General features: G+C 64.1%; 25 protein-coding genes and 1 tRNA gene. 12 read left to right on the top strand and 14 right to left on the bottom strand.

Going from position 1 to position 26,036, the window contains the following annotated elements; all coding sequences use genetic code 11:
• Nucleotides 1–48: 48 nt before the first annotated feature.
• Nucleotides 49–831, bottom strand: a complete 783-nt coding sequence (locus tag GSQ92_RS08740; protein ID WP_371417996.1) for a DUF3750 domain-containing protein — start codon at nucleotides 829–831, stop codon at nucleotides 49–51.
• Between the two features lie 48 nt (nucleotides 832–879).
• A complete protein-coding gene (locus GSQ92_RS08735) occupies nucleotides 880–2,460 on the bottom strand; it encodes an alpha-amylase family glycosyl hydrolase (protein ID WP_216850040.1) in 1,581 nt (526 codons plus the stop codon).
• Between the two features lie 79 nt (nucleotides 2,461–2,539).
• On the opposite strand from GSQ92_RS08735, the gene GSQ92_RS08730 reads away from it, so the two are divergent.
• Nucleotides 2,540–4,204, top strand: a complete 1,665-nt coding sequence (locus GSQ92_RS08730) for an alpha-amylase family protein (protein WP_158802894.1) — start codon at nucleotides 2,540–2,542, stop codon at nucleotides 4,202–4,204.
• A gap of 242 nt (nucleotides 4,205–4,446) precedes the next feature.
• On the opposite strand, the gene GSQ92_RS08725 is transcribed toward GSQ92_RS08730, so the two are convergent.
• Nucleotides 4,447–5,772: an ammonium transporter gene (locus GSQ92_RS08725; protein ID WP_371417999.1), complete on the bottom strand. Its 1,326-nt coding sequence runs from the start codon at nucleotides 5,770–5,772 to the stop codon at nucleotides 4,447–4,449.
• A gap of 13 nt (nucleotides 5,773–5,785) precedes the next feature.
• On the bottom strand, nucleotides 5,786–6,124 hold the full coding sequence (locus GSQ92_RS08720) for a P-II family nitrogen regulator (RefSeq protein WP_158802892.1): 339 nt from the start codon (nucleotides 6,122–6,124) through the stop codon (nucleotides 5,786–5,788).
• 163 nt (nucleotides 6,125–6,287) lie between these two features.
• On the opposite strand from GSQ92_RS08720, the gene GSQ92_RS08715 reads away from it, so the two are divergent.
• Nucleotides 6,288–7,496, top strand: coding sequence for a UbiH/UbiF/VisC/COQ6 family ubiquinone biosynthesis hydroxylase (locus GSQ92_RS08715; RefSeq protein ID WP_158802891.1), 1,209 nt, complete (start codon nucleotides 6,288–6,290; stop codon nucleotides 7,494–7,496).
• Nucleotides 7,497–7,507: 11 nt separating this feature from the next.
• Here GSQ92_RS08715 and gpt read toward each other — a convergent pair whose 3' ends face one another.
• On the bottom strand, nucleotides 7,508–7,984 hold the full coding sequence (gene gpt / locus GSQ92_RS08710; RefSeq protein ID WP_158802890.1) for a xanthine phosphoribosyltransferase: 477 nt from the start codon (nucleotides 7,982–7,984) through the stop codon (nucleotides 7,508–7,510).
• Nucleotides 7,984–8,307 (bottom strand): tRNA-binding protein, encoded by a 324-nt coding sequence (locus GSQ92_RS08705; RefSeq protein ID WP_254065618.1) that lies wholly within the window; start codon nucleotides 8,305–8,307, stop codon nucleotides 7,984–7,986. Before GSQ92_RS08705 ends, gpt begins: the two co-directional genes overlap by 1 nt.
• Between GSQ92_RS08705 and GSQ92_RS29800 the strand changes: the two genes are divergently transcribed.
• From GSQ92_RS29800 to GSQ92_RS08690, 4 genes are all read left to right on the top strand, one after another.
• Entirely contained in the window at nucleotides 8,306–8,488 is a 183-nt protein-coding gene (locus tag GSQ92_RS29800; protein WP_174246653.1) for a hypothetical protein, read from the top strand. The genes GSQ92_RS08705 and GSQ92_RS29800 overlap by 2 nt on opposite strands.
• Before the next feature lie 76 nt (nucleotides 8,489–8,564).
• Complete coding sequence (locus tag GSQ92_RS08700) at nucleotides 8,565–9,578, top strand: S1C family serine protease (RefSeq protein ID WP_254065617.1); 1,014 nt, start codon at nucleotides 8,565–8,567, stop codon at nucleotides 9,576–9,578.
• 27 nt (nucleotides 9,579–9,605) lie between these two features.
• The gene (locus tag GSQ92_RS08695; protein WP_158802888.1) at nucleotides 9,606–10,292 is read left to right on the top strand and encodes a response regulator transcription factor; all 687 of its coding nucleotides are present in this window, start codon (nucleotides 9,606–9,608) and stop codon (nucleotides 10,290–10,292) included.
• Nucleotides 10,293–10,317: 25 nt separating this feature from the next.
• The gene (locus tag GSQ92_RS08690) at nucleotides 10,318–11,820 is read left to right on the top strand and encodes a HAMP domain-containing sensor histidine kinase (protein WP_158803133.1); all 1,503 of its coding nucleotides are present in this window, start codon (nucleotides 10,318–10,320) and stop codon (nucleotides 11,818–11,820) included.
• Nucleotides 11,821–11,839: 19 nt separating this feature from the next.
• On the opposite strand, the gene ccmB is transcribed toward GSQ92_RS08690, so the two are convergent.
• The gene (gene ccmB / locus GSQ92_RS08685) at nucleotides 11,840–12,508 is read right to left on the bottom strand and encodes a heme exporter protein CcmB (protein WP_158802887.1); all 669 of its coding nucleotides are present in this window, start codon (nucleotides 12,506–12,508) and stop codon (nucleotides 11,840–11,842) included.
• Entirely contained in the window at nucleotides 12,505–13,101 is a 597-nt protein-coding gene (ccmA, locus tag GSQ92_RS08680) for a heme ABC exporter ATP-binding protein CcmA (protein WP_254065615.1), read from the bottom strand. Before ccmA ends, ccmB begins: the two co-directional genes overlap by 4 nt.
• Before the next feature lie 127 nt (nucleotides 13,102–13,228).
• Between ccmA and acnA the strand changes: the two genes are divergently transcribed.
• Nucleotides 13,229–15,922 (top strand): aconitate hydratase AcnA, encoded by a 2,694-nt coding sequence (gene acnA / locus GSQ92_RS08675; RefSeq protein ID WP_159013365.1) that lies wholly within the window; start codon nucleotides 13,229–13,231, stop codon nucleotides 15,920–15,922.
• 142 nt (nucleotides 15,923–16,064) lie between these two features.
• Here acnA and GSQ92_RS08670 read toward each other — a convergent pair whose 3' ends face one another.
• Together GSQ92_RS08670 and GSQ92_RS08665 are read right to left on the bottom strand one after the other, a co-directional pair.
• Complete coding sequence (locus GSQ92_RS08670) at nucleotides 16,065–16,991, bottom strand: CatB-related O-acetyltransferase (protein ID WP_305782222.1); 927 nt, start codon at nucleotides 16,989–16,991, stop codon at nucleotides 16,065–16,067.
• A 304-nt stretch (nucleotides 16,992–17,295) separates the two neighbouring features.
• Nucleotides 17,296–17,370, bottom strand: a tRNA-Gly gene (locus GSQ92_RS08665).
• Nucleotides 17,371–17,572: 202 nt separating this feature from the next.
• On the opposite strand from GSQ92_RS08665, the gene GSQ92_RS08660 reads away from it, so the two are divergent.
• From GSQ92_RS08660 to GSQ92_RS08650, 3 genes are read left to right on the top strand one after another with little or no spacing between them, the layout of a single operon-like run.
• A complete protein-coding gene (locus GSQ92_RS08660) occupies nucleotides 17,573–18,499 on the top strand; it encodes a tetratricopeptide repeat protein (RefSeq protein ID WP_158803131.1) in 927 nt (308 codons plus the stop codon).
• A gap of 50 nt (nucleotides 18,500–18,549) precedes the next feature.
• A complete protein-coding gene (locus tag GSQ92_RS08655) occupies nucleotides 18,550–19,215 on the top strand; it encodes an LON peptidase substrate-binding domain-containing protein (protein ID WP_158802884.1) in 666 nt (221 codons plus the stop codon).
• Between the two features lie 16 nt (nucleotides 19,216–19,231).
• Nucleotides 19,232–19,453 carry a Trm112 family protein gene (locus tag GSQ92_RS08650; RefSeq protein ID WP_254065613.1) on the top strand — a complete coding sequence of 74 codons (222 nt, stop codon included), beginning with the start codon at nucleotides 19,232–19,234 and terminating at the stop codon, nucleotides 19,451–19,453.
• Between the two features lie 29 nt (nucleotides 19,454–19,482).
• Here GSQ92_RS08650 and GSQ92_RS08645 read toward each other — a convergent pair whose 3' ends face one another.
• The 3 genes from GSQ92_RS08645 to GSQ92_RS08635 form a co-directional block, all read right to left on the bottom strand.
• Complete coding sequence (locus tag GSQ92_RS08645) at nucleotides 19,483–19,764, bottom strand: hypothetical protein (RefSeq protein WP_158802882.1); 282 nt, start codon at nucleotides 19,762–19,764, stop codon at nucleotides 19,483–19,485.
• Nucleotides 19,765–19,991: 227 nt separating this feature from the next.
• A complete protein-coding gene (locus GSQ92_RS08640; RefSeq protein WP_158802881.1) occupies nucleotides 19,992–21,068 on the bottom strand; it encodes a YeiH family protein in 1,077 nt (358 codons plus the stop codon).
• 4 nt (nucleotides 21,069–21,072) lie between these two features.
• Entirely contained in the window at nucleotides 21,073–21,438 is a 366-nt protein-coding gene (locus GSQ92_RS08635) for a copper resistance protein CopC (RefSeq protein WP_158802880.1), read from the bottom strand.
• A 274-nt stretch (nucleotides 21,439–21,712) separates the two neighbouring features.
• On the opposite strand from GSQ92_RS08635, the gene araD reads away from it, so the two are divergent.
• The gene (gene araD / locus GSQ92_RS08630; RefSeq protein WP_159013364.1) at nucleotides 21,713–23,452 is read left to right on the top strand and encodes an L-arabinonate dehydratase; all 1,740 of its coding nucleotides are present in this window, start codon (nucleotides 21,713–21,715) and stop codon (nucleotides 23,450–23,452) included.
• A 160-nt stretch (nucleotides 23,453–23,612) separates the two neighbouring features.
• Here the strand turns inward: araD and GSQ92_RS08625 are convergent, their stop codons facing one another.
• On the bottom strand, nucleotides 23,613–24,941 hold the full coding sequence (locus tag GSQ92_RS08625) for an MFS transporter (protein WP_158802878.1): 1,329 nt from the start codon (nucleotides 24,939–24,941) through the stop codon (nucleotides 23,613–23,615).
• A 391-nt stretch (nucleotides 24,942–25,332) separates the two neighbouring features.
• Here GSQ92_RS08625 and GSQ92_RS08620 point away from each other — a divergent pair, with 391 nt between their 5' ends.
• A complete protein-coding gene (locus GSQ92_RS08620) occupies nucleotides 25,333–25,977 on the top strand; it encodes a hypothetical protein (RefSeq protein ID WP_158802877.1) in 645 nt (214 codons plus the stop codon).
• The last annotated feature ends 59 nt before the right edge of the window (nucleotides 25,978–26,036 follow it).

Raw genomic sequence — 26,036 nt, 5'->3', positions numbered from 1 at the left:
CCGTGGCGGCCTGCTCTCCGGGACAAGCCTCAAGCTATGGCGGTTTTGTCAGCCCGGCGCCACGGCATTGACCAGCGGTGCCGCCGGTCCGTCCGGCCCGCGCATGCCGAGGCGACCGAGGCCGGGAAGCTTGATCGCCGGGCGCCTGAGATCGAGACCAGCGACGGCGCCGAGGATATTGACCTCGACGCCCTCAACCCAGGCCAGCGTCACGCCGAGATAGCCGCCGATGGTGAGGCGTAAGCCGGTGGCGGAGGGGGCTCGGCGCAGCCAGCGGCCGTCATAGGGGAAGTCCTTGCCGATCGCCGTGGGCGGCAAAGCAGCGCGGATTTCCGGCACCGCGTCGATAATGGCGGCGACGAAGGTGTTGGAGTTCGGACCAGGCCAGGCGCGGTAGTCGCCATGGTTCCTTAGGGCATAGCCCTGGATTGCCGCCTGCACGCGCGGGATCAGGGCGGCGGCGGCGGCGCCGTCGGTCGCGAAGACCACCTCTGGGCGCTGTCCGAACCAGCGCCCGTCGGGCTCGAAGCCGTTCAGGCGGATCGGGTCGCCCCAGGCCGTGTAGTCGTAGCGGGTATAGGTGGCAGCGCCGGTGGGCTTGAAGACGATCCAGCAATGGGTCGCGAAGATGCCGCGCCAGCGGACCGTCTGCGCGGCGAAGATGCGAACCACGGCCTGCGGATGGCGGCTGGCCGGCGGCAGGTGGCCGATGCTCGACCGGTCCGCCGTCCGCCATCCCGCGCCGACGCCCTTGAGCCGGTAGAGCACCGCCGAGATGCCGAGCGGCAGCGGGTAGAAGACCAGGAACAGCAGCAACGAAGTTTCGAACAAGCGCATGCGGCAGGAAATTGGTGCGGCGCAGCAGATCTCAACGGCGTCCTATGGCTGATCTGATGCCCGGATCTCGACGACAATCGCTTCCGATCCTCCGAGGGTGGTCTCGCCAGCCAAAGTCTCGCCGCGCCCTTGGGTAGAGAGGATGATTTTGCCCGCCGAGGTGTAGATGCTTCGGGGCGTCTCTCCGAGGTTGAGGAAAATGGCGAGTCGCTGAGTGTCGCTGTGGCGTTCGTACGAGAGCACGTCGCCATCCGCCACTACGTGAGCCACTCGGCCATGCAGCAGGGCCGGGCTCCCCCGGCGAAGTGCGATGAGTTCGCGGTAGAGAGCCAGCATGGAGGTGGGGTCAGCCGCCTGTCTCGCCGCATCGGTGGCCTGCGCGCCGAAGCGCAGCCAGGGGGTGCCGGTGCTGAAGCCATGGCCGGACGAGCCATCCCAAAGCATCGGGGTCCGCTCCGGATCGCGCCCCAGGCCACGGCCGGGCTCGCGCTTTTCCGCCGGGTCCTGCACCTCCGCTGGTGGGATCGGCACATCCTCCATGCCGATCTCCTCGCCGTAGAAGATCGTCGGCGTGCCACGCAGGGTCAGCAGCAACATCGCGGCGACCCTTGCCTGGGCCGCGCCGATCCGGCTCGCGATGCGGGGACGATCGTGGTTGCCGAGCACCCAGTTAGGCCAGCCACCCGCCGGCAAGGCCGCCTCGTAGGTCTCGATGATGGCCGCGATGGTCGCCGCGTTCCAGGCGCTCAGCAGCAGCTGGAAGTTGAAGGGCAGCTGGGCGCCGTCGAGATTCGGACCGTAATAGGTCACCAGCCGATCGATCGGCAGGTAGAGTTCACCGATCATGACGCGATCAGGATATTCGTCGAGAACCCTGCGCAATCCGGCGACGACATCATGCACCTCGGGCCGATCGGCGGTGTACAGCGGGATCAGCCTGTCATGAGACGAGCCGCCGGGTGTGTAGTCCGGGTTCGGCGGATTGTCGCGGAACTGGTCGTCCTTGATCATCATCCACATGACATCGACGCGGAATCCATCCACCCCGCGGTTGAGCCAGAAACGCAGCGCATCAGCCATGGCCGCCCGCACCGCCGGATTGCGCCAGTTGAGGTCGGGCTGCTGCGGCAGGAAGGAGTGGTAATAGTATTGGCCGGTGCGCTCATCCAGCGTCCAGCCAAGACCGCCGAAATTGCTCAGCCAGTTGTTGGGCGGTCCTCCATCGGGCGCCGGGTCGCGCCAGAGATACCAGTCGCGGTGTGGGGATGTCCGGCTCGCGGAGCTGTCGAGGAACCAGGGGTGCTGGTCGGAGGTATGGTTGGGCACGAAGTCCAGGATGAGCTTCAGTCCTAGGCCATGGGCACGGGCCACTAGCGCGTCGAAATCCGCCATCGTGCCGAAGATCGGATCGATCCCGCAGTAATCGGCGACGTCGTAGCCGAAATCCGCCATTGGCGAGGGGTAGATCGGCGAGAGCCAGACCGCATCCACGCCAAGCGAAACCAGATAATCCAGTCGCTCGGCAATCCCCCGGAGGTCGCCGACGCCATCCCCGTTGGTATCCTGGAATGATCGCGGATAGACCTGATAAACGATCCCGCGCTGCCACCAAGCCATTTCCATTCACGCACTCCACCTCATGTCAGACCGGACGGCGGCGGCGATCACGTCGCCCGCCCCAAGAGATGGCAGGGATGGACGCATGATCAACGACCTGTGGTACAAGAACGCGATCATCTACTGCCTGTCGGTCGGCACCTTCATGGATGCGGATGGCGATGGGGTCGGGGACTTCAAAGGCCTGATCCGCCGGCTGGACTATCTGCAGGGCCTCGGTGTAACGGCAATCTGGCTGATGCCGTTCCAGCCCTCGCCGCAGCGCGACAACGGTTATGATGTGGCGGATTACTACGGGGTCGATCCGCGCTTCGGCACGCTTGGCGACTTCGTTGAATTCACCAATGGGTGCAAACAGCGCGGCATGCGGGTGCTGATCGATCTGGTGGTCAATCACACCTCCGATCAGCATGCTTGGTTCCAGGAGGCTAGGCGCGACCCGAAGTCCCGCTATCGCGACTGGTATGTGTGGTCGGAGAAGAAGCCGGCGCATAGCGAGGATGGCGTGGTCTTCCCCGGCGTGCAGAAATCGACCTGGACGCGTGATCCGCTCGCGAAAGCCTGGTATTTCCACCGCTTCTACGAATTTCAGCCCGATCTCGACACGGCGAATCCCGTTGTCCAGGCGGAGATCCTCAAGATCATGGGATTCTGGCTGCAGCTCGGCGTCTCCGGCTTCCGGATGGATGCGGTGCCGTTCGTGATTGCCCGCAAGGGCGCAGGAATCACGAAGCCGGTTGAGCAATACGACATGCTGCGGAGTTTTCGCGAGTTCCTGCAGTGGCGGCAGGGCGAGGCGATCATTCTCGGCGAGGCGAATGTCTTGCCGAATACCGACATGGAATATTTCGGAGAGACCGGCGAACGCATGCAGATGATGTTCAATTTCCAGGTCAATCAGCATCTGTTTTATGCACTGGCCAGCTCCGACACGCGCCCCCTGGCACGCGCGCTGAAGGCGACCGAACCGCGGCCGGCGACCGCGCAATGGGGCCTGTTCCTGCGCAACCATGACGAACTTGATCTCGGACGCCTGACCAAAACCCAGCGGGACGTGGTGTTCGCCGCTTTCGGGCCGGACAAGAATATGCAGCTCTATAATCGCGGGATCCGCCGCCGCCTGGCGCCCATGCTGCAAGGCGACCGGCGGCGGTTGGAGATGGCCTATAGCCTGATGATGACGCTGCCGGGCACGCCGGTCGTTCGCTACGGCGACGAAATCGGCATGGGTGACGATCTCAGTCTGCCCGAGCGCAATTGCGCTAGGACGCCGATGCAATGGTCATCTGAGGCGCAGGGCGGGTTTACGTATAGTGACTCGCCCGTTCTGCCGGTGATTGGCGACGGCGCGTATTCGTATGAGCATGTGAACGTCGCTGACCAGCGCCGTGATCCGGACTCGATGCTGAATTGGATGGAGCGGATCATCCGCATGCGAAAGGAGGTTCCGGAGATCGGCTGGGGGACCTTCGCTATTCTACGCGTCGACACCGACGAGGTGCTGGCGATGCGTTACGATTGGCGAGGCAATGCCGTGCTGTTCCTGCACAATTTCGGCGCGGTTCCGCGGGAAGTGACGCTGCGGCCCGGCGCGGAGGGAACGCATGATAGCCTGCTGGTGAATTTGCTGTCCAACGATCACAGCGAGCCAGGGACGAACGGGCGGCACAGCGTGCTGCTCGAACCTTATGGCTATCGCTGGTTCCGCGTCGGTGGCCTCGACTATCTGCTTCGTCGGAGCGACGTTTAGTTCGGGATGCCTTCGATCTGTTTTTGAGCTACCACGTCATGCTCGGCGAAGGCCGAGCATCCACGCCTTGCTTGCGCAACGAAGAAGGCGTGGATGGCACGCCTTCGCGTGCCATGACGAATCTTTAGGTCGCGGTTCAACGTCCGATCATCACGCTCTAGTTTGGCCCGAACTGCGCCGCACCAACAAAAAAGAGCGCCCTTGCGAGGCGCTCCCTTTTGCCAACCGAACAGCAGCCGAAGTTAGACGATCTGCTCGCCGTGCATGGTGATGTCGAGACCCTCCACCTCGTCGTCCCGCGAGACGCGGAGGCCGATGGTCATGTCGATGATCTTGAGAATGACGAAGGAGAGCACTCCGCTCCAGATCAGTGTGGCGCCAATGCCTTCGCATTGGATCATGAGCTGATGGAGACTTCCTCCCGATCCTCCGTACAGCGGACCGAAGGCGAATACTCCGGTAAGCAAAGCACCTATAATACCTCCGATGCCATGTACGCCCCAGCAATCCAGGCTGTCGTCGTAGCCGAGGAAGTTCTTCATCGTGGTCGCGGCGAAGAAGCAGCCGACGCCGGCGGCGACGCCGATAATGATGGACGGACCAGGCAACACGAATCCCGAAGCCGGCGTAATCGCGACGAGACCGGCGACGGCGCCAGAAACAATGCCGAGGAGGCTCGGCTTGCCGCGGATGATCCACTCGGCAAACATCCAGCCGAGCGCCGCCGCGGCGGTCGCGATTTGAGTCGCGGCCATCGCCATGCCGGCGCGGCCATTGGCGGCAACCGCGGAACCCGCGTTGAAGCCGAACCAGCCGACCCAGAGCAAGCTCGCCCCGATCATCGAATAGCCCACGTTATACGGATGCATATTCTCGCTGCCGTAGCCGGTGCGCTTGCCGAGCACGATGGCACACATCAAGCCAGCGATACCGGCATTGATATGCACGACGGTGCCGCCCGCGAAGTCGAGCACGCCAGCGGCTCCGGCCCAGCCGGTCGTCGACCACACCCAATGTGCGATCGGGCTGTAGACGACGATCGACCACACCACCATGAAGATGCACATTGCGCTGAACTTCATGCGGTCCGCGAAAGCGCCGCAGATCAGCGCCGGGGTGATGATCGCGAAGGTCATCTGGAACATCATGTAGACGCTTTCGGGGATCGTCTGATCCACCGTGCCGCCCAGCAGGAAGTCCTTGTTCCAGTTGGCGCCAAAGCCATTCAGCATGAAGCGCGAAAGGTCGCCGATATAGGCGTTGCCGGGGGTGAAGGCGAGGCTGTAGCCGACCACGCACCAGACGATCGTGACAAGGCAGCAGATGGCGAAGGATTGCGCCAGCGTCGCCAGCACATTCTTCTTACGCACCATACCAGCGTAAAACAGGCCAAGGCCTGGAATGGTCATCATGAGAACGAGCGCGGTGGATGCCAGCATCCAGGCAGTGTTGCCCGTGTCTATCTTCGGGGCATCCGCGGCGAAGGCGGGAACCGAGATAGCAAGGAACGGCAGCGCGAGAAGCGGTGCCGCGGCGCGCGTCACGCGCCTCGAGAGAAGTCGCTGCATCATCGGTTCCTTTTCAAAGCGCCTCGGCGTCGAGCTCGCCGGTGCGGATCCGCACGACGCGTTCGACGTCCATCAGAAAAATCTTGCCGTCTCCGATCTTTCCTGTGTGCGCGGCACGCATGATGGCCTCGACCACCTGCTCCGCGAGGTCCGATGGCACCGCGACCTCGATCTTGACCTTCGGCAGGAAGTTCACGTGGTACTCCGCGCCGCGGTAGATCTCGGTCTGCCCCTTCTGTCGGCCAAAACCCTTCACCTCGGAGACCGTGAGCCCTTGAACCCCGAGGGGTGTCAGTGCTTCCCGAACATCGTCGAGCTTGAAAGGTTTGATGATGGCCATGACCAGCTTCATGTCGCCGTCCTCTCTCCCGGTTGTCGATCACGCGAAACGTGATTGCCGGGGAGGCTTGCAAGCGGCGTGCCACGGAACAATTTCGCTGGCCGTCCGAGGAGAAGGGCTCTGGCTCGATGGGATGCCGCCTATATAACGGGCAGCCTTTAGCGCCGGGACCGTGATGACCACCGAATTGACTGTCGACGTCTGTATCGTGGGAGCCGGGCCGGTGGGCGGCGCGCTCGCCTGCCGTCTGGCCGAGGCGGGGGCGCGAGTGGCGGTATTCGACCGCGCGCCGCTGTCGCCGATGGAACATCCCGACTTCGATGGCCGGGCCTATGCCATAGCCGCCGGCTCGGTGCCGCTGCTGAGCCAGGGCGGGCTATGGGATGCACTGCCCTTCGAGCCCAGTCCGATCGAGCAGATCCGGGTGTCCGATGGCAGGCCAGGCCGGCCAGCCTCGCCGCTATTCCTTCATTTCGATCAGGCCGAGCTGGATGGCGGACCCTTCGGCTGGATGGTTGAGGCACGGGCTTTGCGGATCGCGTTGAACCGGCGGCTGCATGCCGGCCGCGGCATTACCCTCTTCGCCCCGGCTCAGATCGACGTCGTGCGGAGCGCGGAGGGGGTCGTGGTCCGCACCAAAGCCGGGGAGCGCATCACCTGCCGTCTCGTCATCGCGGCCGAGGGGCGAGAGAGTCCACTGCGGCGCCAAGCGCGTATCCCGGTCATCCGCTACCCCTATCGCCAGAGCGGCATCGTTTGCGCCATCGCGCATGAGCGTCACCACGAGAACGTCGCGCTGGAGCATTTCCTGCCCGGCGGACCCTTCGCGCAGCTTCCCATGGGCCCGACGCCGGGCGCCCCGCATGTCTCGGCGATCGTCTTTACCGACCGCGCGGACGTGGCCAAGCGCCTCGCGGCGCTGGACGCGCCAGCCTTCACCCGCGAGGTGGCCCGGCGGCTGGGCGATCATCTCGGCGGGATTCGCCTGCTGGGGCGGCGCTGGCACTATCCGCTCTCGGCCCTGCTGGCGACGCGCTACGTCGATACGCGGCTCGCCTTGGTGGGTGATGCGGCGCATGGCATCCATCCGATCGCAGGCCAGGGCTTTAATCTGGGGCTGCGCGACGCGGCCGAACTGTCCCGCCTGGTGCTCGAGGCTTTGGAGCGCGGCAATGATCCGGGAGAGAGCGGCGTGCTCGCGCGCTATCAGCGCCAGCGGCGGCCGGACAATCTCATGATGTTGGCGGCGACGGATGTGCTCGACCGGCTATTCAGCAACGACAATCCGCTGCTGCGTGGCGCGCGTGACCTGGGAATCGCCGCCGTCCACCGCCTGCCGCCGGTGAAGCGCTTCTTCATGCGGCGCGCGATGGGTGCTGGCTGAAGGAGGACCCGCTACGACCCCCGCGCCATCGGCGCCACGAATTGGGGCGTCGCGTCGGTGTCCCACGGGAAAAGGATCCAGGTGTCCTGCGATACCTCCGTCACGAAGGTATCCACCTCGTTCTTGCCGGCGGGTTTCGCATAGACCGTGGCGAAATGGGCACGTGGAAGCAGGGCGCGCACGACCCGGGAGGTTGCTCCGGTGTCCACGAGATCATCGACGATCAGGAACCCAGTGCCATCCCCGGCAGCCATCGGCGCCTTGGTGACCCGAGGCTGCCCAAGGTCCTCATCCTCATAGGCGACGACCGAGACGGTTTCGATCAAACGGCATTCCAGTTCTCGCGCGATGATGGCGGCGGGGATCAGGCCGCCCCGAGTCACCGCGACGATGCCCGCCCAAGGGCCGGCGCCCATCAGCCGCCATGCCAGGGCACGCGCATCGCGATGAAGCTGGTCCCAGGTGACCGTGTAGTAATGTTGGGCCATCAGAAGAGCCTGCCTCCGTCGGGGATTCGCAAATCGGGTTTGATGAGCACAACCTCGCCGCTCGCATCCGGCATCCCCAAGGTCAAGACCTCGCTAACGAAAGGACCGATCTGCCGCGTCGGGAAATTGACCACGGCGCAGACCTGCCGCCCGATCAGCGTCTCGGGCATGTAATGGCGCGTGAGCTTGGCGGAGGATCGCTTCACACCGAGCGGCTGGCCGAAGTCGATCCATAGCTTGATCGCGGGCTTTCGCGCCTCAGGGAAAGGCTGGGCATCGACGATCGTCCCGACTCGGATATCCACTTTATGGAAGTCGTCCATGGAGATGGTGCTGCTCACGCTCAAACCTCTTCCAATCCCGCTCGCTCTTGCCGCCATTACCTTGGCGGAGACCGGCCGATCCCCGGCCGTTACCTTGTGGCAGATTGTCCTGTCGTTAAACCTTGGCAATCACCGCAATCAGGCGGCTCGGGCTCTGGATGACCGTGCCCTGGCTGTGTGACAAGAGAAGAATGTTCCACTCCTCGCTTCGGCCTGCCTATGCCTTCAGGGCTCGCTGCCCCGCCCGCGCAGGCATCTTGGCCGCGGCTAGCCTGCTCACGCTCTCCTTTTGCGGCTGCGCCCAAGCTCAGAACGGCTTCCCGAGCTTTCGCAACCTCGTAAAGAAGGTGGCACCCTCCGTCGTCAATATCTCGGTAACCGAGGAACAATCAGCCGAAAGCCCTGACGACGGTCAGGATCAGGTTCCCGGCCGGCACCGTCCCGGCAAGAATCGTGTGCTTGGGGCGGGTTCGGGCTTCATCATCGATCCCAGCGGCTACATCGTGACCAATGACCATGTGGTGGGCGGTGCGAGCCGGATCACCGTTTCCCTGGCAGACGGCACGCAGCTTCCGGCACGAGTCGTGGGGATCGACGAGCTGACGGATATCGCGGTCATCAAGGTGGCCGCCCGCCACGCGCTGCCCGCTGTGAACTGGGGCGATTCGCGACAGGTCGAGGTCGGCGACTGGATCCTAGTCGCCGGCAATCCCTTCGGCCTCGGCAGCTCCGTCACCGCCGGCATAATCTCCGCCCGTGGGCGCGACATCATGAGCGGGCCGTTCGACGACTTCCTGCAGCTCGATGCGCCGATCAATCCCGGCAACTCCGGCGGACCCACCTTCGACATGACGGGTGAGGTCGTCGGCGTGACCACCGCCATCATTTCCCCGACCGGCGGCTCGGTCGGCATCGGCTTCGCTATCCCGAGCGAGTTGGCCGAAGGGATCGTGACGGAGCTGGAACAGCGCGGGCATATCGACCGTGGCTGGCTGGGTATCGGTGTCTCGGATGCGGAGGCTGACGCGGCGGCGCCCGGCGTCGTGGTGACGGGCGTAGAGCCTTCGGGGCCAGCGGCGCGCGCGGGTCTGCGCTCCAAGGACCGCATCCTCACGGTCGATGGCGCGCCCGTCGATACCGCGCTCGGCCTGATCCGCAAGATCGCCGGGATTCATCCGGGGCGCTCCGCGCGGCTCAATGTCGTGCGGCGCGGCAGACCCATGGTGGCGACTGTCGTGGTCGGGCTACGGCCCATGACTCAGGCAGAGTAGAACGACTGAAGGCGAGGAGAGGCCAAGATGCGGATCTTGCTGGTGGAGGATGATCGGGACGTCGCCGGTTTCGTCGTCAAGGGCCTGCGGGAGGCGGGGCATGTCGTCGAGCATGCCGCGAACGGGCGCGACGGGCTGTTCATGGCGGCGAGCGAATCCTTCGACGCGATCATCCTGGACCGCATGCTGCCGGGCGGCATCGACGGGTTGCGGCTGCTGGAAACGCTGCGAGCCCAGGAGAATACGACTCCCGTGTTGTTCCTCTCCGCTCTCGGCCAGGTCGATGACCGGGTAAAGGGCCTGAAGGCCGGCGGCGACGATTACCTCACCAAGCCCTTCGTCTTCGCCGAGCTGCTGGCGCGGGTCGAGGCGCTAACGCGGCGGGGCAAGGCCGATTCGGTGGTGACGCGCCTAGCGGTGGGCGATCTGGAGATGGATCTGCTGTCCCGCAGCGTGCGCCGCGCCGGCCAGAAGATTGATTTGCAGCCGAGGGAATACCGGCTGCTCGAATATCTGATGCGCCATGCCGGGCAGGTCGTGACGCGGACCATGTTGCTGGAGGGCGTGTGGGACTACCACTTCGATCCGCAGACCAATGTGATCGACGTTCATGTCTCCCGGCTGCGGCAGAAGGTCGACAAGCCTTTCCCCCGGCCCTTGCTGCATACCGTCCGCAACGCCGGCTACATCATGCGGCCGGATAACGAGGCCTAGGGACGGATAGCGGGGCGGCCGGATGATGAGCCAGGTCGCGAGGCCGCTCCCGGCACGGGCGCCGGATGCGGCCGATGCTCCGGCGGAGCCCCGGCCGCGTTTCCTGCCACGGGTGCGGCGCGTGAAATTCCTGCGTTCCTCGGCGCTGCGCTTCGCGCTGCTCTACGCCCTCATCTTCGGCGTGAGCGCCTTGGCCTTGGCGATCTTCCTATGGTGGGCGACGGCTGGGCTGCTCAACCGTCAGGTTGAGGCGGCAATCAATGCCGATGCTCAAGGATTGAGCGAGCGCTACCAGGAAGGCGGCCTGGCGGCGCTGGTTCTGACCATTCAGGACCGGCTGGCGCAAAGCCTCGACGAGAACGCGATTTATCTTCTGGCGAATGCGCAGCTCAAGCCCATCACCGGCAACCTGTCGGTGTGGCCGGGACAGGTCTCAGGTCCGGACGATTGGTTCGAGCTGCCGGTGGAGCGCGGCAGCCACGAGGCGCTGGCGCGCATGCATCGCTACGATTTACCCGGCGGCTTTCATCTGCTCATCGGGCGGGACGTGGCATCTCGCGCCAAGCTGCGTTCGCTGCTGACCGCTGGCCTCCTTTGGGCGCTGCTGCTCATGGTCGTGCTCGGCTCGGTCGGCGCCATCGTGATCCAGAGCCTGTTCCGCCGCAGCCTCGCCGATGTGTCGGAGACGGCGGCGGCGATCGCGCGGGGCGATTTGTCGAACCGCGTGCGGCTGTCCGGGCGCGGCGACGAATTCGACCGGCTGGCCGAGACCATCAACGACATGCTCGACCGCATAGCCCGGCTGATGGACGGCGTGCGGCAGGTGTCCAATGCCATTGCCCATGATCTTCGCACGCCGATCACCCGGGCGCGGGCGCGGCTGGAGGATGCGGCGCTGCATGCGCGCGACGCTGGGGACCTGCATGCCGCGGTTGAGCGCGCGACCTTCGATCTGGACGGCATCGTCTCGGTCTTCCAGGGTCTGCTGCGGATCGCCGAGATCGAGGTCGGCTCGCGCCGCTCGGCTTTCGCCTCGCTCGACCTCTATGCGCTGCTGAGCGATATGCAGGAGCTTTATGGCGCGGTCGCGGAGGAGCAGGGGCTCGAGATCGAGCTGCTTGCCAAGCCGCCGCTGCCGGTCTTCGGCGACCGCGATCTGTTGCAGCAAGCGGTGGCTAATCTGCTGGAAAACGCCCTGAAATTCTCGCCGCCGGGCCGGCCGATCCTGCTCGGCGCAGGGCGGCTCGGGGACAAAATCGAGATCGTCGTGGCGGATGGTGGCTGCGGCATCCCGCCGGAGGATCTGGACCGCGTGACCGAACGTTTCTTTCGCGGCGAGAGCGCGCGCAGCACGCCGGGTTCGGGGCTTGGACTCGCTTTGGTCCAGGCGGTCATGCAGCTACACAACGGTTCGCTGCGGCTGGAGGACAACCAGCCGGGGGTTCGAGCGGTGCTCAGCCTGCCCGCGGAGTTCAATGCGAGCCGCCGGTTGAAGGGTGCGCCAGCGGTCGAAACACCGGCGGTGTAGGTTGACCGCGCACAGAGAGTCACTCGGCCGCCGCGGCCCTTGCTGCCGCGCCGGCCGCCAGCGGGCAAAGCGGCAGGGCCAGCGCGAGCAGCGCGCAGAGCAGCAGCAGGTCCGGCCGCGCGGAGAGCCCGGCATTCACGGCGCCAACCGCCGCTGCCCCGAAGATCAAGACTGGTGTCGCGAGTGGTAGGACCAGCAGCGGCAGCAGGACGCCGCCGCGCCGCGCCCCGATGACGAGCGCCGCCCCCGTCGTGCCGATCAGCGACAGGGCGGCGGTGCCCGGCAGCAAACCGAGTAGCAGCGGCGCAAGTTCGGCGGGCGGCAGGCGTAGCATGATCGCGACCGGCGCCGCGATCAGCAGCAGGGGCAGTCCCGTCGTCATCCAATGCGCCACCGCCTTGGCGAGCGCCATCACCGCCGCCGGGGCGCCGGACAGCAGAAGCTGATCGAGCGACCCATCCTCGAAATCGGCGCCGAACATCCGGTCGAGCGGCAGCAGCGCGGCGAGCAGGGCGCAGACCCAGATGGCACCGCCCCCCAGCCGCCCAAGCAATTGCGGCTCCGGCCCGATCGCCAAAGGAAAGAGCGCCGCCGTGAGCACGAAGAACAGCAAAACCGCGAGGGTGTCGCCGCCGTGGCGGAGCGCCAGCCGCAGCTCGCGCCTTAGCAGCTGGAGGAAGGCGCTCATTCGCCGAGCCGCAACGACCGTGGCGAGGCGAGCGGCAAATCCAGATGGGTTGCGGCTACGACGATGCCGCCCGCCGCGCGGTGCTGCTCCACCACAACGCCCAGGGCCACCACTGAGGCCGCATCGAGCGCGGTGGTCGGCTCATCGAGCAGCCAAAGCGGCCGGCGCTGCAGCACCAGCCGCGCGATTGCGAGGCGGCGCTTCTGACCGGCCGAAAGGAAGCGGGCAGGGAGGTCGGCAAGGTCGGCGAGCGCCATCGTCTCCAGCGCAGCCCGCTGCCCATCGCCGCCTCTCGCCGCGCCGAGCGATAGGTTCTCGGCCATCGTCAGGCCCGACTTCACGGCATCCTGATGACCGAGGAAACTGGTGCGGCGGCCGAGAGCTGGAAGATCGCCAAGCGCCTCAGCGCCCTGCCACAACACGTCGCCTGCCGCCGGTGGCACGAAGCCCGCGAGCAGCCGCAGCAGCGTGGTCTTGCCGGAACCATTGGCACCGGTCAGCACCAGCGCCTCTCCGGCGTCAAGGCGGAAGGAGATCGCCTCGAAGACGAGCCGCTCGCCGCGGAAGGCCGCGATATCCCGTAGCTCCAGCACCCGCCGTCGGCCCCTCTTCCATGCACCGGCCGACGTGGACCCCGGCGGATGGCTATGGTTTAACCAAGACCAAGATCCCTTGCACCTGCCGGGCACGGCCGGCGCGATCGCAAAGAGGCGAAACAGCATGAAAATCAGTGGCCAAGACAGTCTGAAGACGAAGCGCGTGCTGCGCGTCGGGGACAAGGACTACAGCTACTTCTCCCTGCCGGAGGCCACGGCCGAGTTGGGTGACATCAGCCGCCTGCCGGTCAGCCTCAAGGTGCTGCTGGAGAATGTGCTCCGCTTCGAGAATGGCACGTCCTACAAGACCGACGACGCCCGGTCGATCGCCGGCTGGCTGAAGGACGCCTCCTCGACCCAGGAAGTGCCGTTCCGCCCGGCGCGCATCCTAATGCAGGATTTCACCGGCGTTCCCGGCGTGGTCGATCTCGCCGCCATGCGCGACGGCATTCTGGCACTGGGCGGTGACCCGCAGAAGGTCAATCCGCTGGTGCCCGTCGATCTGGTCATCGACCATTCCGTGCAGGTCGATATCAGCGGCACCGCCGACTCGCTCGAGAAGAACGTGGAAATCGAGTTCGAGCGCAACGGTGAGCGCTACAGCTTCCTGCGCTGGGGCCAAACCGCCTTCAACAATTTCAGCGTCGTGCCCCCCGGCACCGGCATCTGCCACCAGGTGAACCTCGAGCATATCGCGCAGAACGTCTGGGTGACGGTCGAGGAGGGCGAGAGCTTCGCCTATCCAGATACGCTATTCGGCACCGATAGCCACACGACCATGGTCAACGGCCTCGGCGTGCTGGGCTGGGGCGTCGGTGGCATCGAGGCCGAGGCGGCCATGCTCGGCCAGCCGATCGCCATGCTGATCCCCGACGTCATCGGCTTCCGCATGACGGGCAAGCTCACCGAGGGCGTGACCGCGACGGATCTCGTGCTGACCGTGACGCAAATGCTGCGGAAGAAGGGCGTGGTCGGCAAATTCGTCGAGTTCTTCGGCCCTGGGCTGGACCACATGCCGCTCGCCGACCGCGCGACGATCGCCAATATGGCGCCGGAATATGGCGCGACCTGCGGCTTTTTCCCGCTCGACCGAGTGGCTGTCGACTACATGCGCCTGACCGGCCGCCCCGAGGATCGCATCGCGCTGGCGGAAGCCTATGCCAAGGCGCAGGGGATCTGGCGCGACAGCCAGACGCCGGATCCGAGCTTTACCGATACGCTGGAACTCGATCTTTCCAGTGTCGAGCCTTCGATCGCTGGGCCGAAGCGGCCGCAGGATCGCGTGGCGCTGAAAGATGCGTCGCAGGCGTTTAAACTCGAACTGACGCGCAGCCTGGGCGTGCCGGCCAATGATGTTGGCGTCACGGCGCGCGTGGCCGGGCGCAACTACGACATCACCCATGGCGACGTGGTGATCGCGGCCATTACGAGCTGCACCAATACATCCAACCCTTACGTACTCGTCGCCGCCGGACTTGTGGCGCGCAAGGCGCGGGCCTTGGGCCTGACGGCGCGGCCTTGGGTGAAGACTTCTCTGGCGCCGGGCTCGCAAGTGGTGACGGAGTATCTGGAAAAGTCGGGCTTGCAAGCCGATCTGGATGCGCTCGGTTTCCAGACAGTTGGCTATGGCTGCACCACCTGTATCGGCAATAGCGGCCCGCTCGACGATGAGATTGTCGAGGCGATCGAGGGTAACAAGCTGGTTTCCGTGTCCGTCCTTTCGGGCAATCGCAACTTCGAGGGACGCGTGCATCCGAATGTGCGCGCAAATTATCTCGCGAGCCCGCCATTGGTTGTCGCCTATGCGCTACTTGGCACGATGAATGAGGACATCACGACGGCGCCGCTGGGCACCGGCAAGGATGGCAGGCCGGTTTACCTCAAGGACATCTGGCCGACCGCGGCTGAGATCAACGCGCTGGTCGGCGCAAATGTCACGCGCGCGATGTTCGTCGATCGTTACTCGGATGTTTTCAAGGGCCCGAAGCAGTGGCAGGAAATCACGGTCGAGGGTGACGCTAAAACCTATGCCTGGTCGGATAGCTCCACCTATGTCCGCAACCCGCCCTATTTCGAGGGCATGACGATGGAGCCCAAGCCGGTCACGGATATCATCGGCGCGCGCGTGCTGGCGGTATTGGGCGACAGTATCACGACGGATCACATCAGCCCGGCCGGCAGCATCAAGAAGTCATCACCGGCGGGCGAGTATCTGCTGCAATACCAAGTCCAGCAAAAGGACTTCAACAGCTACGGCGCGCGGCGCGGCAACCATGAGATCATGATGCGCGGCACCTTCGCCAATATCCGCATCAAGAACGAGATGGCGCCTGGCACCGAAGGTGGCGTGACCACGCATTACCCCTCGCGCAAGGTGATGCCGATCTACGACGCGGCGATGCTCTACAAGGCCGAGGGCACGCCGCTGGTGGTGTTCGGCGGCAAGGAATACGGCACTGGCTCGTCACGCGACTGGGCGGCGAAAGGCACCATGCTGCTGGGTGTGAAGGCGGTGGTGACGGAAAGCTTCGAGCGCATCCACCGCTCGAACCTTGTCGGCATGGGCGTGCTGCCGCTGACCTTCAAAGTGGGCATGGACCGCAAGACGCTGGGCCTGACGGGCGAGGAAACTCTGGACATCCTCGGTCTTGAGGATTTGCGGCCCCGCATGGACATCAAGATGGTGATCCGGCGGCCGAGCGGGCAGACCGACACGGTCGATCTGCTCTGCCGCGTCGATACGCTGGACGAGGTGGCCTATTACCGCCACGGCGGTATCCTGCACTACGTCCTGCGCGAAATGGCCCGCGCTGCTTGAAGACCGTTTGAGAGCAAGCGTGTGACAGACCGATCGTAGCTTTCCCTGCCCCTGCCAAGGCAGGGGCAGGGGCGCTATTCGAAGACGTTTGAGGTTCCGTAAACGGCGGACCTCAAGGCTCTTCAGGCTAAGTCGGGCGCCGCTATTGGCTACCCACAGGCCGCTGCCCCGGATGTGACACGCCTTTAGCAACCGCGACAAACGCCTCAATGTCGTCGGTCAGCATGTGCTTCAGCATTCGGTCAATCTTGCCATCGGGCCAGTCCCACCAGGCGATTGCCTGAAGTTCGGCAATGATGTCCGGGGAGAAGCGGTATCGAACGACTGACCCTGGGACGCCGACGACTACCGCATACGGCGGGACATCTTTGGTAACCACGCACGCGGCTCCAATGACAGCGCCATTTCCGATCGTGACGCCTGACATGATTATGGCCGACCGGCCGATCCATACGTCGTTGCCGATGCGGATGTCGCCCCGGGAAGTATGGGTGATGAGATCGGGAACATGGGGCCACTGTGCGCGCAGATCCGCGAACGGATAAGTGCTGACGAAATCCGTCCTGTGGTTCCCCATCGAGATCGTTACATCAGCCCCGATCGACGTGAACCTGCCAATGTGGATCTTCGGGTTTGCCAGGCCCACGTCCAGAATGCGCGGGTAACCATAGGTATGGTCTCCAACTGTCCAGCCCGCCTTGTCGATTCCCTCCTGCAGGTGGACTCGCGTCAGGTTGTCTTGTTGCGGTATCTTGGCGCGGTCGAACTGTTCGAGACTGAGGGCCACAGGCGGTCGGCCCGGAAGGGAAAGTGTGCCGTGGAACTGCATGATGCCGTTCTCCGCTACACCTTTGCCGAATCGAACCGTGGGCACTCCCTTGTCTGAGGAGAGGGTGAGCCGGCCATCAGCGATCGCCCACCGCCTCTGGTTCGGATGATCGAAGAGGTCAATCGCCCCATCAGGAAGGAACTGAATTCTGACCCAGCGTCGGGGGATGGTTTCCGCCACAGCTAAGATCCAGACGTCCTGCGTCATCAAAGCTTCGGTCGCAGGCACGTCGTCGGACATGGACTCGGCAGCTCCAGAGGAGCTGTCGAGACTACCTGAACGAGTTCACTGCCGCCTCAATTTCTTCGAGCATCACGCCCCGAGCTGCACCATGACAGCCCAGATAGCCACCAGTCCCAATACCGTCCCGACCGCCTTGAAATAGGCCAACATCTCGTCCACTCCCTCAACACGGGCAGGATCGAGACTTCTGGCTTGGCGCGCAGTGATGTAACTCACAAGCGGCCGATTTTCGGTCTGATTTATCTGCACTGTTGCCACACAGGCGCGAGCGGGGTTAACCCGTTAATTTCACTTTGTTCTTTGGAGCGGGCGAAGGGATTCGAACCCTCGACCCCAACCTTGGCAAGGTTGTGCTCTACCCCTGAGCTACGCCCGCGCTCCAGCGGGAGCGCCTTCTATGCGGCTTCCGGGATGATTGCAAGCGCCTCTCCGCCGTGCCATCACGCGGACCGCGCATGGCCCGGTTCAGTCATGTGGTAGAGGTCTTCCCAAGCGCCCGAAAGGCGTTGTTGGCAGCGCCGAACCACATCACCTGACAGGCAACTGAGATGGACGAGCTAGACAATGGACGGGGTGATATGGATCTGACATCCGGGGCGGCCGCCCCAGCCGGCGCCTCCTTCATCCTCGAGGGTAACCAGGCGACCTTCCTCAAGGACGTGGTCGAGGCGTCTCGCCAACTCCCCGTCGTGGTGGATTTCTGGTCCGCGCGTTCCACCCTCTCGAAGCAGCTTTCGCCGGTCCTGGAGCGGGTCGTCACCGCCGCGGGCGGCCGCGTGCGGCTGGTGAAGATCGACATCGACACCAACCGGGCGCTGGTGCAGCAGCTCGCCCAGCTCGGGCTGCCGGTGCAGTCGGTGCCGACCATCGCCGCTTTCTGGCAGGGCCAGATCGCGGACCTCGTGCAGGGCGCCATGGCCGAGGCCGAGGCGCGCCGCTTCGTCGAGGCGCTGTTGAAGGTCGCCGGTGGCACGATGCCCTCCGCCGATCTGCTCGCCGAGGCGCGGGCCGCGCAGGAGGAGGGCGATTTCGGGGGCGCGATCGAGCTCTACCAGGCGCTGTTGGAAGAAGAGCCCGAGCGGCCCGAGGCCTGGGGCGGCCTCATCCGCACCCTGCTCGCTGCTGGCGAGGAAGACGAGGCGGAAGCGTTGCTCGGCCGCGTTCCGCCCAAGATCGCGGATCATGCCGAGGTCGCAGGTGCGCGCAGCGCGCTCGCCTTGGCGGTGGAGGGCCGCCAGGCCACCAGCCAGGTGCAGGAGTTGGAGGCCCGTCTCGCGGCCGATCCCGCCGACCACCAGGCGCGCTACGACCTCGCCAGCGCCTTCAATGCGCAGGGACGGCGGGAAGAGGCGGCTGCCGCCCTGCTCGATATTATGAAACGCCAGCGTGGCTGGAACGAGGATGCGGCGCGGCTTCAGCTGCTCAAATTCTTCGAGGCCTGGGGGCTTGAGGATCCGGCCTCCATCCAGGCTCGGCGGCGTCTTTCGGCGCTCCTCTTTAGCTAGGGCGCCACACGGAAAGCCTTGCCGCAGAGCCGACCCGGGGACGACAGACTATGGACTCCGCCGCTGCCTGGCCCGACATGAGCGAGGCGATCCCCATCTTCCCTCTCGCCGGTGCCATGCTGCTGCCCTATGGGCGGCTTCCGCTCAACGTCTTCGAGCCGCGCTATCTGGCCTTGGTCGATGATGCTCTGGCGGCCGGCCGGTTGTTCGGAATGATCCAGCCCGATGCGTCGAAGCCCGAGACCCCGTCCGGCCCCGCGCTGTTCGGTGTCGGCTGCCTTGGCCGCATCACCTCCTTCACCGAAACGGGTGATGGGCGCCTGCTCATTTCATTGATCGGCGTGGTTCGTTTCGCGGTCGCGGAGGAGCTTGCTCCAAAGCGCGGCTACCGGCGTGTGCGCGGCGACTTCGGCGCCTATGCCGAGGATGTCGGCGAGGAGCCAAGCGGCATCGGTATGCCGCGCACAAAGCTGCTGGGTGAACTGCGCGGCTATTTCTCGCAACAGGGCCTGGATGCTGATTGGGACTCCATCGGCCAGCTTGATGATGCGAGCCTGCTGACCGCACTCTGTATGATGTGTCCCTTCTCGCCCTCGGAGAAACAGGCGCTTCTGGAGGCGCCGAGCGTGCCGAAGCGCGCGGAGATCCTGCTCGCCTTGCTCCGCATTGGAATGCATGGCACCGAGAGCCCGCCCGGGGGCCTACGTCCAAGCTGAACAGGGATTTGACCACGTGACGGATCAACCGCCGACATCCGAAGCCGAAGAGACCCTTCCCCCGCAACCCGTCGATCCGCGGCTGCTGGAGATCCTTGTGTGTCCCCTGACCAAGCAGCCGCTCATCTATGACCGGGTGCGCGGTGAATTGGTTAGCCGCGCCGCGGGTCTGGCCTATCCGATCCGGGGCGGCATCCCGATTATGCTACCGGACGAGGCACGCGTTCTCGACGACTGAGGCGCTACTGGCGGCGTAGCGGCCCCTTTTCAAAGGGATGAGGCGTGATGGGCTTCGGGGCCGGGCACATGGCGGCGGATCAGGCTGAACCGATAGCCGTCGTGCTGACATTGGATCTTGCGGAGAAATGGGTTTCCCGCGCCATGCTCGAGAAAAATGCGCTCCGCTTGGGCGACGCTGGAAGCCTCGACGCAGATGGCCGGCTCCAACTTGATAGCGCGCATGAGACGGGCGCAATTGCTGATGACCGAGGTGGGTTGCAGGGGTGCAACATGGCCATCCTCCGAGCAGGCAAAATAAAAGTTGCGCATGGGCGTGTCCTTTTGTCGCGCTGAACTCCAACTTTCCAGTCTGGGCCAGACGTCGGTTATCGGGTTGTTGCTTGCGTCGTTGCTGGACCCGTTATTCAGCCGCATTGTGATCTCTAGCCCTCGGCGAGGGCTTTGTTCAGACGGACATTCGGCTGACATCCATAGACCTTCAGTGTGATGCCCCTGCCTGGACTACGCCCTTCCGACGCTGAAGCCGTATTCGGTCTTCAGCCGATCTGGAGAACGCGGATCAGACCGAAGCTGATCACACCAAGCATCACGAGCGACAGGGTAACCGCGGCCGCGACCCGCGGCCCGGCCAGTGCCACGACACGCACATCGACACTAAGACCCAGTGCCGCCATCGAGATGGTTGTCAGGAGATTCGCGAACCTTGTAATCGGTGCCACCAGGGATGTCGGGATCATGCCAGTCGAGCGAAGCGTCAGCATGATCAGGAAGCCGACGATAAACCAGGGCACCAACTCGTGCAGCGGTGGGTACCGTCGTTTTGTGTGGCTGGCTGGGGCTTCTGCCTCGCTCGCCTCATCACGCATCCGGCGTGTGAGGAGCGAAAGCGCGAGGACGACAGGACCCAAAGTCAGCACACGCACCAGCTTGACGACCGTGCCGACCTGGTTACTTAGCGCACCGATCGGCAAGGTCGCTGCCAGAACCTGCGGCACTGCATAGACTGTCAGCCCGGCGAGCACCCCGTATTGCGTCAGTGACAGGAGAAAGACCGGCACGAGCAACGGCAGCAGCAACACGACGACGACGCCCAGAACCGCCGTGAAGGCGATCGAGGAGGCGATATCGTCGCTGTCAGCGCCGATGATCGGGGCCACCGCCGCAATCGCGGAATTGCCGCAGATGGAATTGCCGCAAGCGATCAGCATCGCCATGCGCCACGGCAAGCGGAAGGCTCGGCTGATGCCGTAGCTCGCCACGATCGCGACGGCGACAATCAGGACAATGCCGACCAGGAGCCCCGGCCCGAGGGCCAGCACGGCACGCGCACTTATCGCCGCACCGAGCAGCACCACCGCGATTTCGAGCAGGATTTTGCCGCTGAAGACTATGCCCGGATGCCAGAGATCGCCTGGCGTCCAGAGCGAGCGGATGGCAACTCCAAGAAGGATCGCGAGGACAAGAGCTTCGAGATAGGGCTGCCCGACCAGCCGTGTTTCGACCAGTTGGAGCGCCGTTGCCAAGCCTGTGACCAAGATGCAAAGCAGGATGCCGGGCAAGCTTCGCAGGACCCCATGGCGGGTCGAGCGGGTTGCAACCGGCGTGTCGATCATCCGGCTATGGCGCGATCGTCACGTAGTAGGAGCCGTGGGTCTTATGCGTGTCGGTGTCCGTCGCGTGCCACCGCACTTCGTAGCGGCCGGGGGTTAACGGCTTCAGGCCGACGACAAGCTCCTTCGCATGGCCAGCGGGGACATGGGCATTGCCGAGATCCACCCGGACACCTTTGCTATCCGTGACGACAACGCCCGTGAACTTAGGCTCCAACTCGTCATCGAAGGTGATCGAGAGGTCATGCGGCGCCACGCGCACGGTGCCGTTGATCGGCGGTATTCCCTTTTGCGGATAGGCATGGGCGAAGACGGCGGTGGGGGCGAGAAGCATGGCGGCACAAGCCGCCGCGATGGGAATGCGGTTTGACATGGCAGGTCTCTCTACGATTGCGACAAACAAGCAACTCCCGGGGCGCGTCGTGTTTCACGAGACGGTCCGGCGCGGGCGCGTGCCTTCACGAGCCGGCCGGCACAGTCCGGGCAGACCTCGGGGCTTGTCAATGGGCGCGGGTCGCGCGCCGGGCTTATCGGCGGGACTCCCTATACCCTGATCGTTGACGCTACGGCGGCAGGCGTGTGACGCTTCTAGCCGGCGGCATCGCAGCGTGAGCGCCGCATGCCTGCAGCGATCTCCGGAGAGCGTCATGACCAGCACAAGAAAAACGCCAGACTCCTTAAGAAGCGCGCGCTGGTTTGGTCCAGACGATTTGCGGACGTTCGGGCACCGGTCTCGCATCATGCAGATGGGTTATGGGCCCGCGGACTGGGAGGGGCGGCCGATCATCGCGATTCTCAATACATGGTCCGACATCAATCCATGTCATGCGCATTTCAAGGACCGCGTTCAGGACGTCAAACGCGGCATTCTGCAAACGGGCGGCTTGCCGTTGGAACTTCCGGCGCTGTCATTGTCCGAGAACTTCGTCAAACCCACGACAATGCTCTACCGCAACATGCTCGCGATGGAGGCGGAGGAGCTTCTCCGCAGCCATCCCATAGACGGCGCGGTGCTGATGGGCGGCTGCGACAAGACAACGCCCGCGCTCATCATGGGAGCAATAAGCGCGGGGTTGCCGGCCATTTTTGTTCCGGCCGGCCCGATGCTGCGCGGGAATTGGAAGGGCAAGGTGCTGGGCTCCGGTTCCGATGCCTGGAAGTATTGGGATGAGCGGCGCGCCGGGAATATATCGGATAAGGAGTGGCTGGAGATCGAAGGTGGCATCGCCCGGAGCCACGGCCACTGCATGACGATGGGGACGGCCAGCACGATGACGGCGATCGCCGAATCGGTCGGCCTCACGCTCTCCGGGGCGTCGTCGATCCCCGCCGCCGATGCCGACCATATCAGAATGTGCGCCGAGTCCGGGCGCCGGATCGTGGAGATGGTTTGGGAGGATCTGACTCCTGCCAAGATTCTGACGCGCAACTCGTTCGAGAACGCGGTTACCGTGGCGATCGCGATGGGATGTTCGACGAATGCGACGATCCACGTGACCGCCATGTCGCGGCGAGCGGGGTTCGATGTTGGTCTCGACGAGTTCGACAAAGCGAGCCGTCGCGTGCCGGTTGTCGCGAATGTGCGGCCGAGCGGCAAATTATATCTGATGGAGGATTTTTACTACGCCGGAGGACTCACTGGCCTCATGACTCGGCTACGCCCGCATCTTCACCTCGATGCGCTCACCGTCACGGGCAAGACGCTTGGCGAGAACATAGCCGAGGCCACGGTGCACAATGACGATGTCATTCGCACGCTGGACAATCCGGTTTATGCGGATGGCGCAATCGCGGTGCTCCGGGGCAATCTTGCGCCGGATGGCTGCGTGATGAAGCCAAGCGCCTGTGAGCCCAAATATCTGCAGCATTCCGGCCCGGCCATCGTCTTCGACGACTATCCTTCGCTGAAGGCGAATATCGACCGTGACGACCTCGATGTAACACCCGACCACATCCTTGTGCTGCGCAATGCCGGGCCGCTGGGCGGTCCTGGGATGCCGGAATGGGGGATGCTGCCCATTCCCAAGAAACTCCTCAAGCAGGGGGTGCGCGATATGATTCGCATTTCCGATGCACGCATGAGCGGGACGAGCTACGGCGCTTGCATTTTGCATGTGGCGCCAGAAGCGCATATCGGCGGGCCGCTGGCACTCGCGCGAACCGGCGATATCATCTCCGTCAATGTGGCGGAGCGCAGCATCAACCTCGAAGTCTCCGAGGCTGAGCTAGAGCGCCGCCGCGCGGCATGGGTGCCAGCGCCCCGGCCGTACGAGCGCGGCTACGGCTGGATGTTCTCGCGCCACGTGCTTCAGGCCGACCGGGGCTGCGACTTCGACTTCCTGCAAACAGGCTTCGGCGCGGCGGTCGGCGAACCGGCGATTTATTAGAGGGGCGTGTCTCTGGCCCGAGCCGTGTTCATTCCCCCACGTCATGCTCGGCGAAGGCCGAGCATCCACGCCTCGCTTGCCCATGAAGGCAAGGCGCGGATGGCACGCGGGGGGCCGCCCCGCCTTCGCGTGCCATGACGGATCTTGGATCGCCGTTCAACTACAGCTCCGGCGGAAGCACCTCATCCGGCTCGAGGTTTTCAAGCTGCTGGTCATGGCTGAGCGACAACGCCACCAGCATCGCGAAGCCGACGACACAGGCGATCGCGAGTAGCCCGATCGTGTAGCTCCCCGTGGAATCCTTGATCTTGCCCATGACGTAAGGGCCAAAGAAACCGGAAAGATTGCCGAGGGAATTCACCGCCGCGATGCCGCTCGCCGCCGCCGCTCCGGCGAGGAAATTGGTCGGCAAAGTCCAGAACACCGGCAGCACGCCGAAAATGCCGAAGCCCGCAAGCGTCAGCAGCAGCATTTTGCCAACCGGATCATCGACCAGAGTCGAGCCCGCGATGCCGAGTCCCGCAATCAGAGCAGCGATCGCGACATGCTCTCGCCTTTCGCCGGCGCGGTCCGAATGGCGTCCCCAATAGATCATCCCGATCGTTCCCGCGACATAGGGAAGGGCGGTCACGAAGCCGGTCGCCGTGTAGCTCAATCCGAAGCCGCGCACGATCTGCGGGAGGAAAAAGCTCAGCCCGTAGTTGGTTCCGTTGATGCCGAAATAGACGAAGGCGAGCAGCAGAACGCGCGTATTGGAAATCGCTTCGAGGATGCCAAAACGCTTCGCCCGCTCGCGTTTGGCGCGTTCCGACGCCAGGCGTTCGACGAGCCAGGCGCGCTCGTCCGGGGCAAGCCATGTCGCGTCGGCTGCCCTGTCGGTGAGGTAGAACAGCACGACGACGGAGAGCAGGATCGCCGGAAGCGCTTCGATGAGGAACATCCACTGCCAGCCGCTCAGCCCAAGCCCGGTAATATTGAGCAGTGCGCCGGAGATCGGGCCGCCGACGACGGTAGAGAGCGGGATGGCCGCCATGAAATAGCCGATCATCCGCCCGCGGTAGCGTGCCGGGAACCAGATCGTCAGAAAGAAGATGATGCCGGGGAAAAAGCCCGCCTCGGCAAGCCCGAGCAACACGCGCAACACGATGAACGTCGTCGATGCGCGGACCCCGAGCAGCGCCGAGATTTGCGGGACAAAGGCCATCGCGCCCGCGACCACGCCCCAGCTGAACATGATCCGGGCGATCCACTTCCGGGCGCCGAATTTCTCAAGCGCGAGATTGGAAGGCACTTCGAAGAAGAAATAGGCGATGAAGAAAATGCCAGCGCCGAAACCGAAGACGGTGGCGGTGAAGCCAAGCTCCTTGTTCATGCCGAGTGCCGCGAAGCCGACGTTCACGCGATCGAGATAGGCGACGAAATAGCAGAGCATGAGAAACGGGATGAGTCGCCTCGTTACGCGGCGGATTGTTCGCGTTTCGATATCCATCGAAGTCAGTCCTCCCTCGGCACCCAGCACGACCGGGCACCCGTTTGGGATATAAGATCGATGCGACTCCGATCGCGTCAACTGGCCGCCGGTGGGGCGCAAAAACCTGGATAGGCGGCTCGATTCGTGATCGACTGTGGCCCGTGTAGGCGATGTCGAGTCGCTGAATAGATTCGGAGCCACACAGGAAAAACCGAGGGATAACAACTCAGCGCCCGGTTGAGTGACAGTCAAGCGAGAAGAGCCTAGCCTTTCGGTGAGGGCGGGGGAGCATATGCAAAGCGGACGTGCAGTCTTGTGGTTGATTGCGGGCTTGGTAACCGCTTCCGGGTCGAGCTACGCCAGCAACTTACTGGCTCATCCAAGCCCCGACACCGTTTCGGCCACAGTCATGAATTTCCGCAAGGCCCTGCATGCCGGGGGCATGAAGCTCGTGTCGAGCGATATCGCGCAATGCTATGTCGATGCGAAAGAGGCCCCGCAAAGCGTTGTCGATTGTATGCTGTGGGACATATCGGCGCTCAATGTGGACGCAATCGTCCGCAAGGACATGATCGATCGAGGGGTCGCGGATCCGGGCCCGGCCACACCCTATCAAGCTTGGCCAGCTTTTCAGGCCCGCGTGGACAAATGGCGCCCGCTTGCTTTTGGAAGCGAGATTGCGGATGCGCGCTCATATTTCGGAACCACACCATCCGAGATCGCGGACAACGTTGTCAAACTTTCGCCAGACGATGTGGTCAAAGCCTATACCGGGCTCGTGGCCGCTCCTTCCAACAATGTGGTCGATGCTTCATCTCAAAATGCCGTGAAGTCCTCTCGGGATCATTCGGCCGGGAATGCAGCGGCCGATGTCGCGGAGGCCTCTCCCAGCGCTGTGGTTCCTGCGCCGGCAACGAAGACCTCCACAGAGGCAACCAAGACATCCTCTGGCGACTCGACACATCACAAGCACAGCACGAAACACAAGCACAGCGACGACCACAAACACAGCGACAAGCACAAGAAAAAGCACAAACATAAGACCACCAGCTGATTCAGGGTTTGGTTGATCGGACCCCAGCGAACATTCTCCTCGTGATGGCAACGCCCTTT

Origin of the sequence: Acidisoma sp. S159, assembly GCF_009766125.1 — a bacterium.
In the GTDB taxonomy this organism is placed as follows: domain Bacteria; phylum Pseudomonadota; class Alphaproteobacteria; order Acetobacterales; family Acetobacteraceae; genus Acidisoma.
Note: the sequence above shows the minus strand (reverse complement) of the source record. Positions and strands in the feature narration are given on the sequence as shown.

Coding starts and splice junctions, on each gene's coding strand:
- GSQ92_RS08735 (WP_216850040.1), bottom strand. CDS start 2,460: ATGGAAATGGCTTGGTGGCAGCGCGGGATCGTTTATCAGGTCTATCCG.
- GSQ92_RS08730 (WP_158802894.1), top strand. CDS start 2,540: ATGATCAACGACCTGTGGTACAAGAACGCGATCATCTACTGCCTGTCG.
- GSQ92_RS08725 (WP_371417999.1), bottom strand. CDS start 5,772: ATGCAGCGACTTCTCTCGAGGCGCGTGACGCGCGCCGCGGCACCGCTT.
- GSQ92_RS08720 (WP_158802892.1), bottom strand. CDS start 6,124: ATGAAGCTGGTCATGGCCATCATCAAACCTTTCAAGCTCGACGATGTT.
- GSQ92_RS08715 (WP_158802891.1), top strand. CDS start 6,288: ATGACCACCGAATTGACTGTCGACGTCTGTATCGTGGGAGCCGGGCCG.
- gpt (WP_158802890.1), bottom strand. CDS start 7,984: ATGGCCCAACATTACTACACGGTCACCTGGGACCAGCTTCATCGCGAT.
- GSQ92_RS29800 (WP_174246653.1), top strand. CDS start 8,306: ATGGAGATGGTGCTGCTCACGCTCAAACCTCTTCCAATCCCGCTCGCT.
- GSQ92_RS08705 (WP_254065618.1), bottom strand. CDS start 8,307: ATGGACGACTTCCATAAAGTGGATATCCGAGTCGGGACGATCGTCGAT.
- GSQ92_RS08695 (WP_158802888.1), top strand. CDS start 9,606: ATGCGGATCTTGCTGGTGGAGGATGATCGGGACGTCGCCGGTTTCGTC.
- GSQ92_RS08690 (WP_158803133.1), top strand. CDS start 10,318: ATGAGCCAGGTCGCGAGGCCGCTCCCGGCACGGGCGCCGGATGCGGCC.
- ccmB (WP_158802887.1), bottom strand. CDS start 12,508: ATGAGCGCCTTCCTCCAGCTGCTAAGGCGCGAGCTGCGGCTGGCGCTC.
- acnA (WP_159013365.1), top strand. CDS start 13,229: ATGAAAATCAGTGGCCAAGACAGTCTGAAGACGAAGCGCGTGCTGCGC.
- GSQ92_RS08670 (WP_305782222.1), bottom strand. CDS start 16,991: ATGTCCGACGACGTGCCTGCGACCGAAGCTTTGATGACGCAGGACGTC.
- GSQ92_RS08660 (WP_158803131.1), top strand. CDS start 17,573: ATGGATCTGACATCCGGGGCGGCCGCCCCAGCCGGCGCCTCCTTCATC.
- GSQ92_RS08655 (WP_158802884.1), top strand. CDS start 18,550: ATGGACTCCGCCGCTGCCTGGCCCGACATGAGCGAGGCGATCCCCATC.
- GSQ92_RS08645 (WP_158802882.1), bottom strand. CDS start 19,764: ATGCGCAACTTTTATTTTGCCTGCTCGGAGGATGGCCATGTTGCACCC.
- GSQ92_RS08640 (WP_158802881.1), bottom strand. CDS start 21,068: ATGATCGACACGCCGGTTGCAACCCGCTCGACCCGCCATGGGGTCCTG.
- GSQ92_RS08635 (WP_158802880.1), bottom strand. CDS start 21,438: ATGTCAAACCGCATTCCCATCGCGGCGGCTTGTGCCGCCATGCTTCTC.
- araD (WP_159013364.1), top strand. CDS start 21,713: ATGACCAGCACAAGAAAAACGCCAGACTCCTTAAGAAGCGCGCGCTGG.
- GSQ92_RS08625 (WP_158802878.1), bottom strand. CDS start 24,941: ATGGATATCGAAACGCGAACAATCCGCCGCGTAACGAGGCGACTCATC.
- GSQ92_RS08620 (WP_158802877.1), top strand. CDS start 25,333: ATGAATTTCCGCAAGGCCCTGCATGCCGGGGGCATGAAGCTCGTGTCG.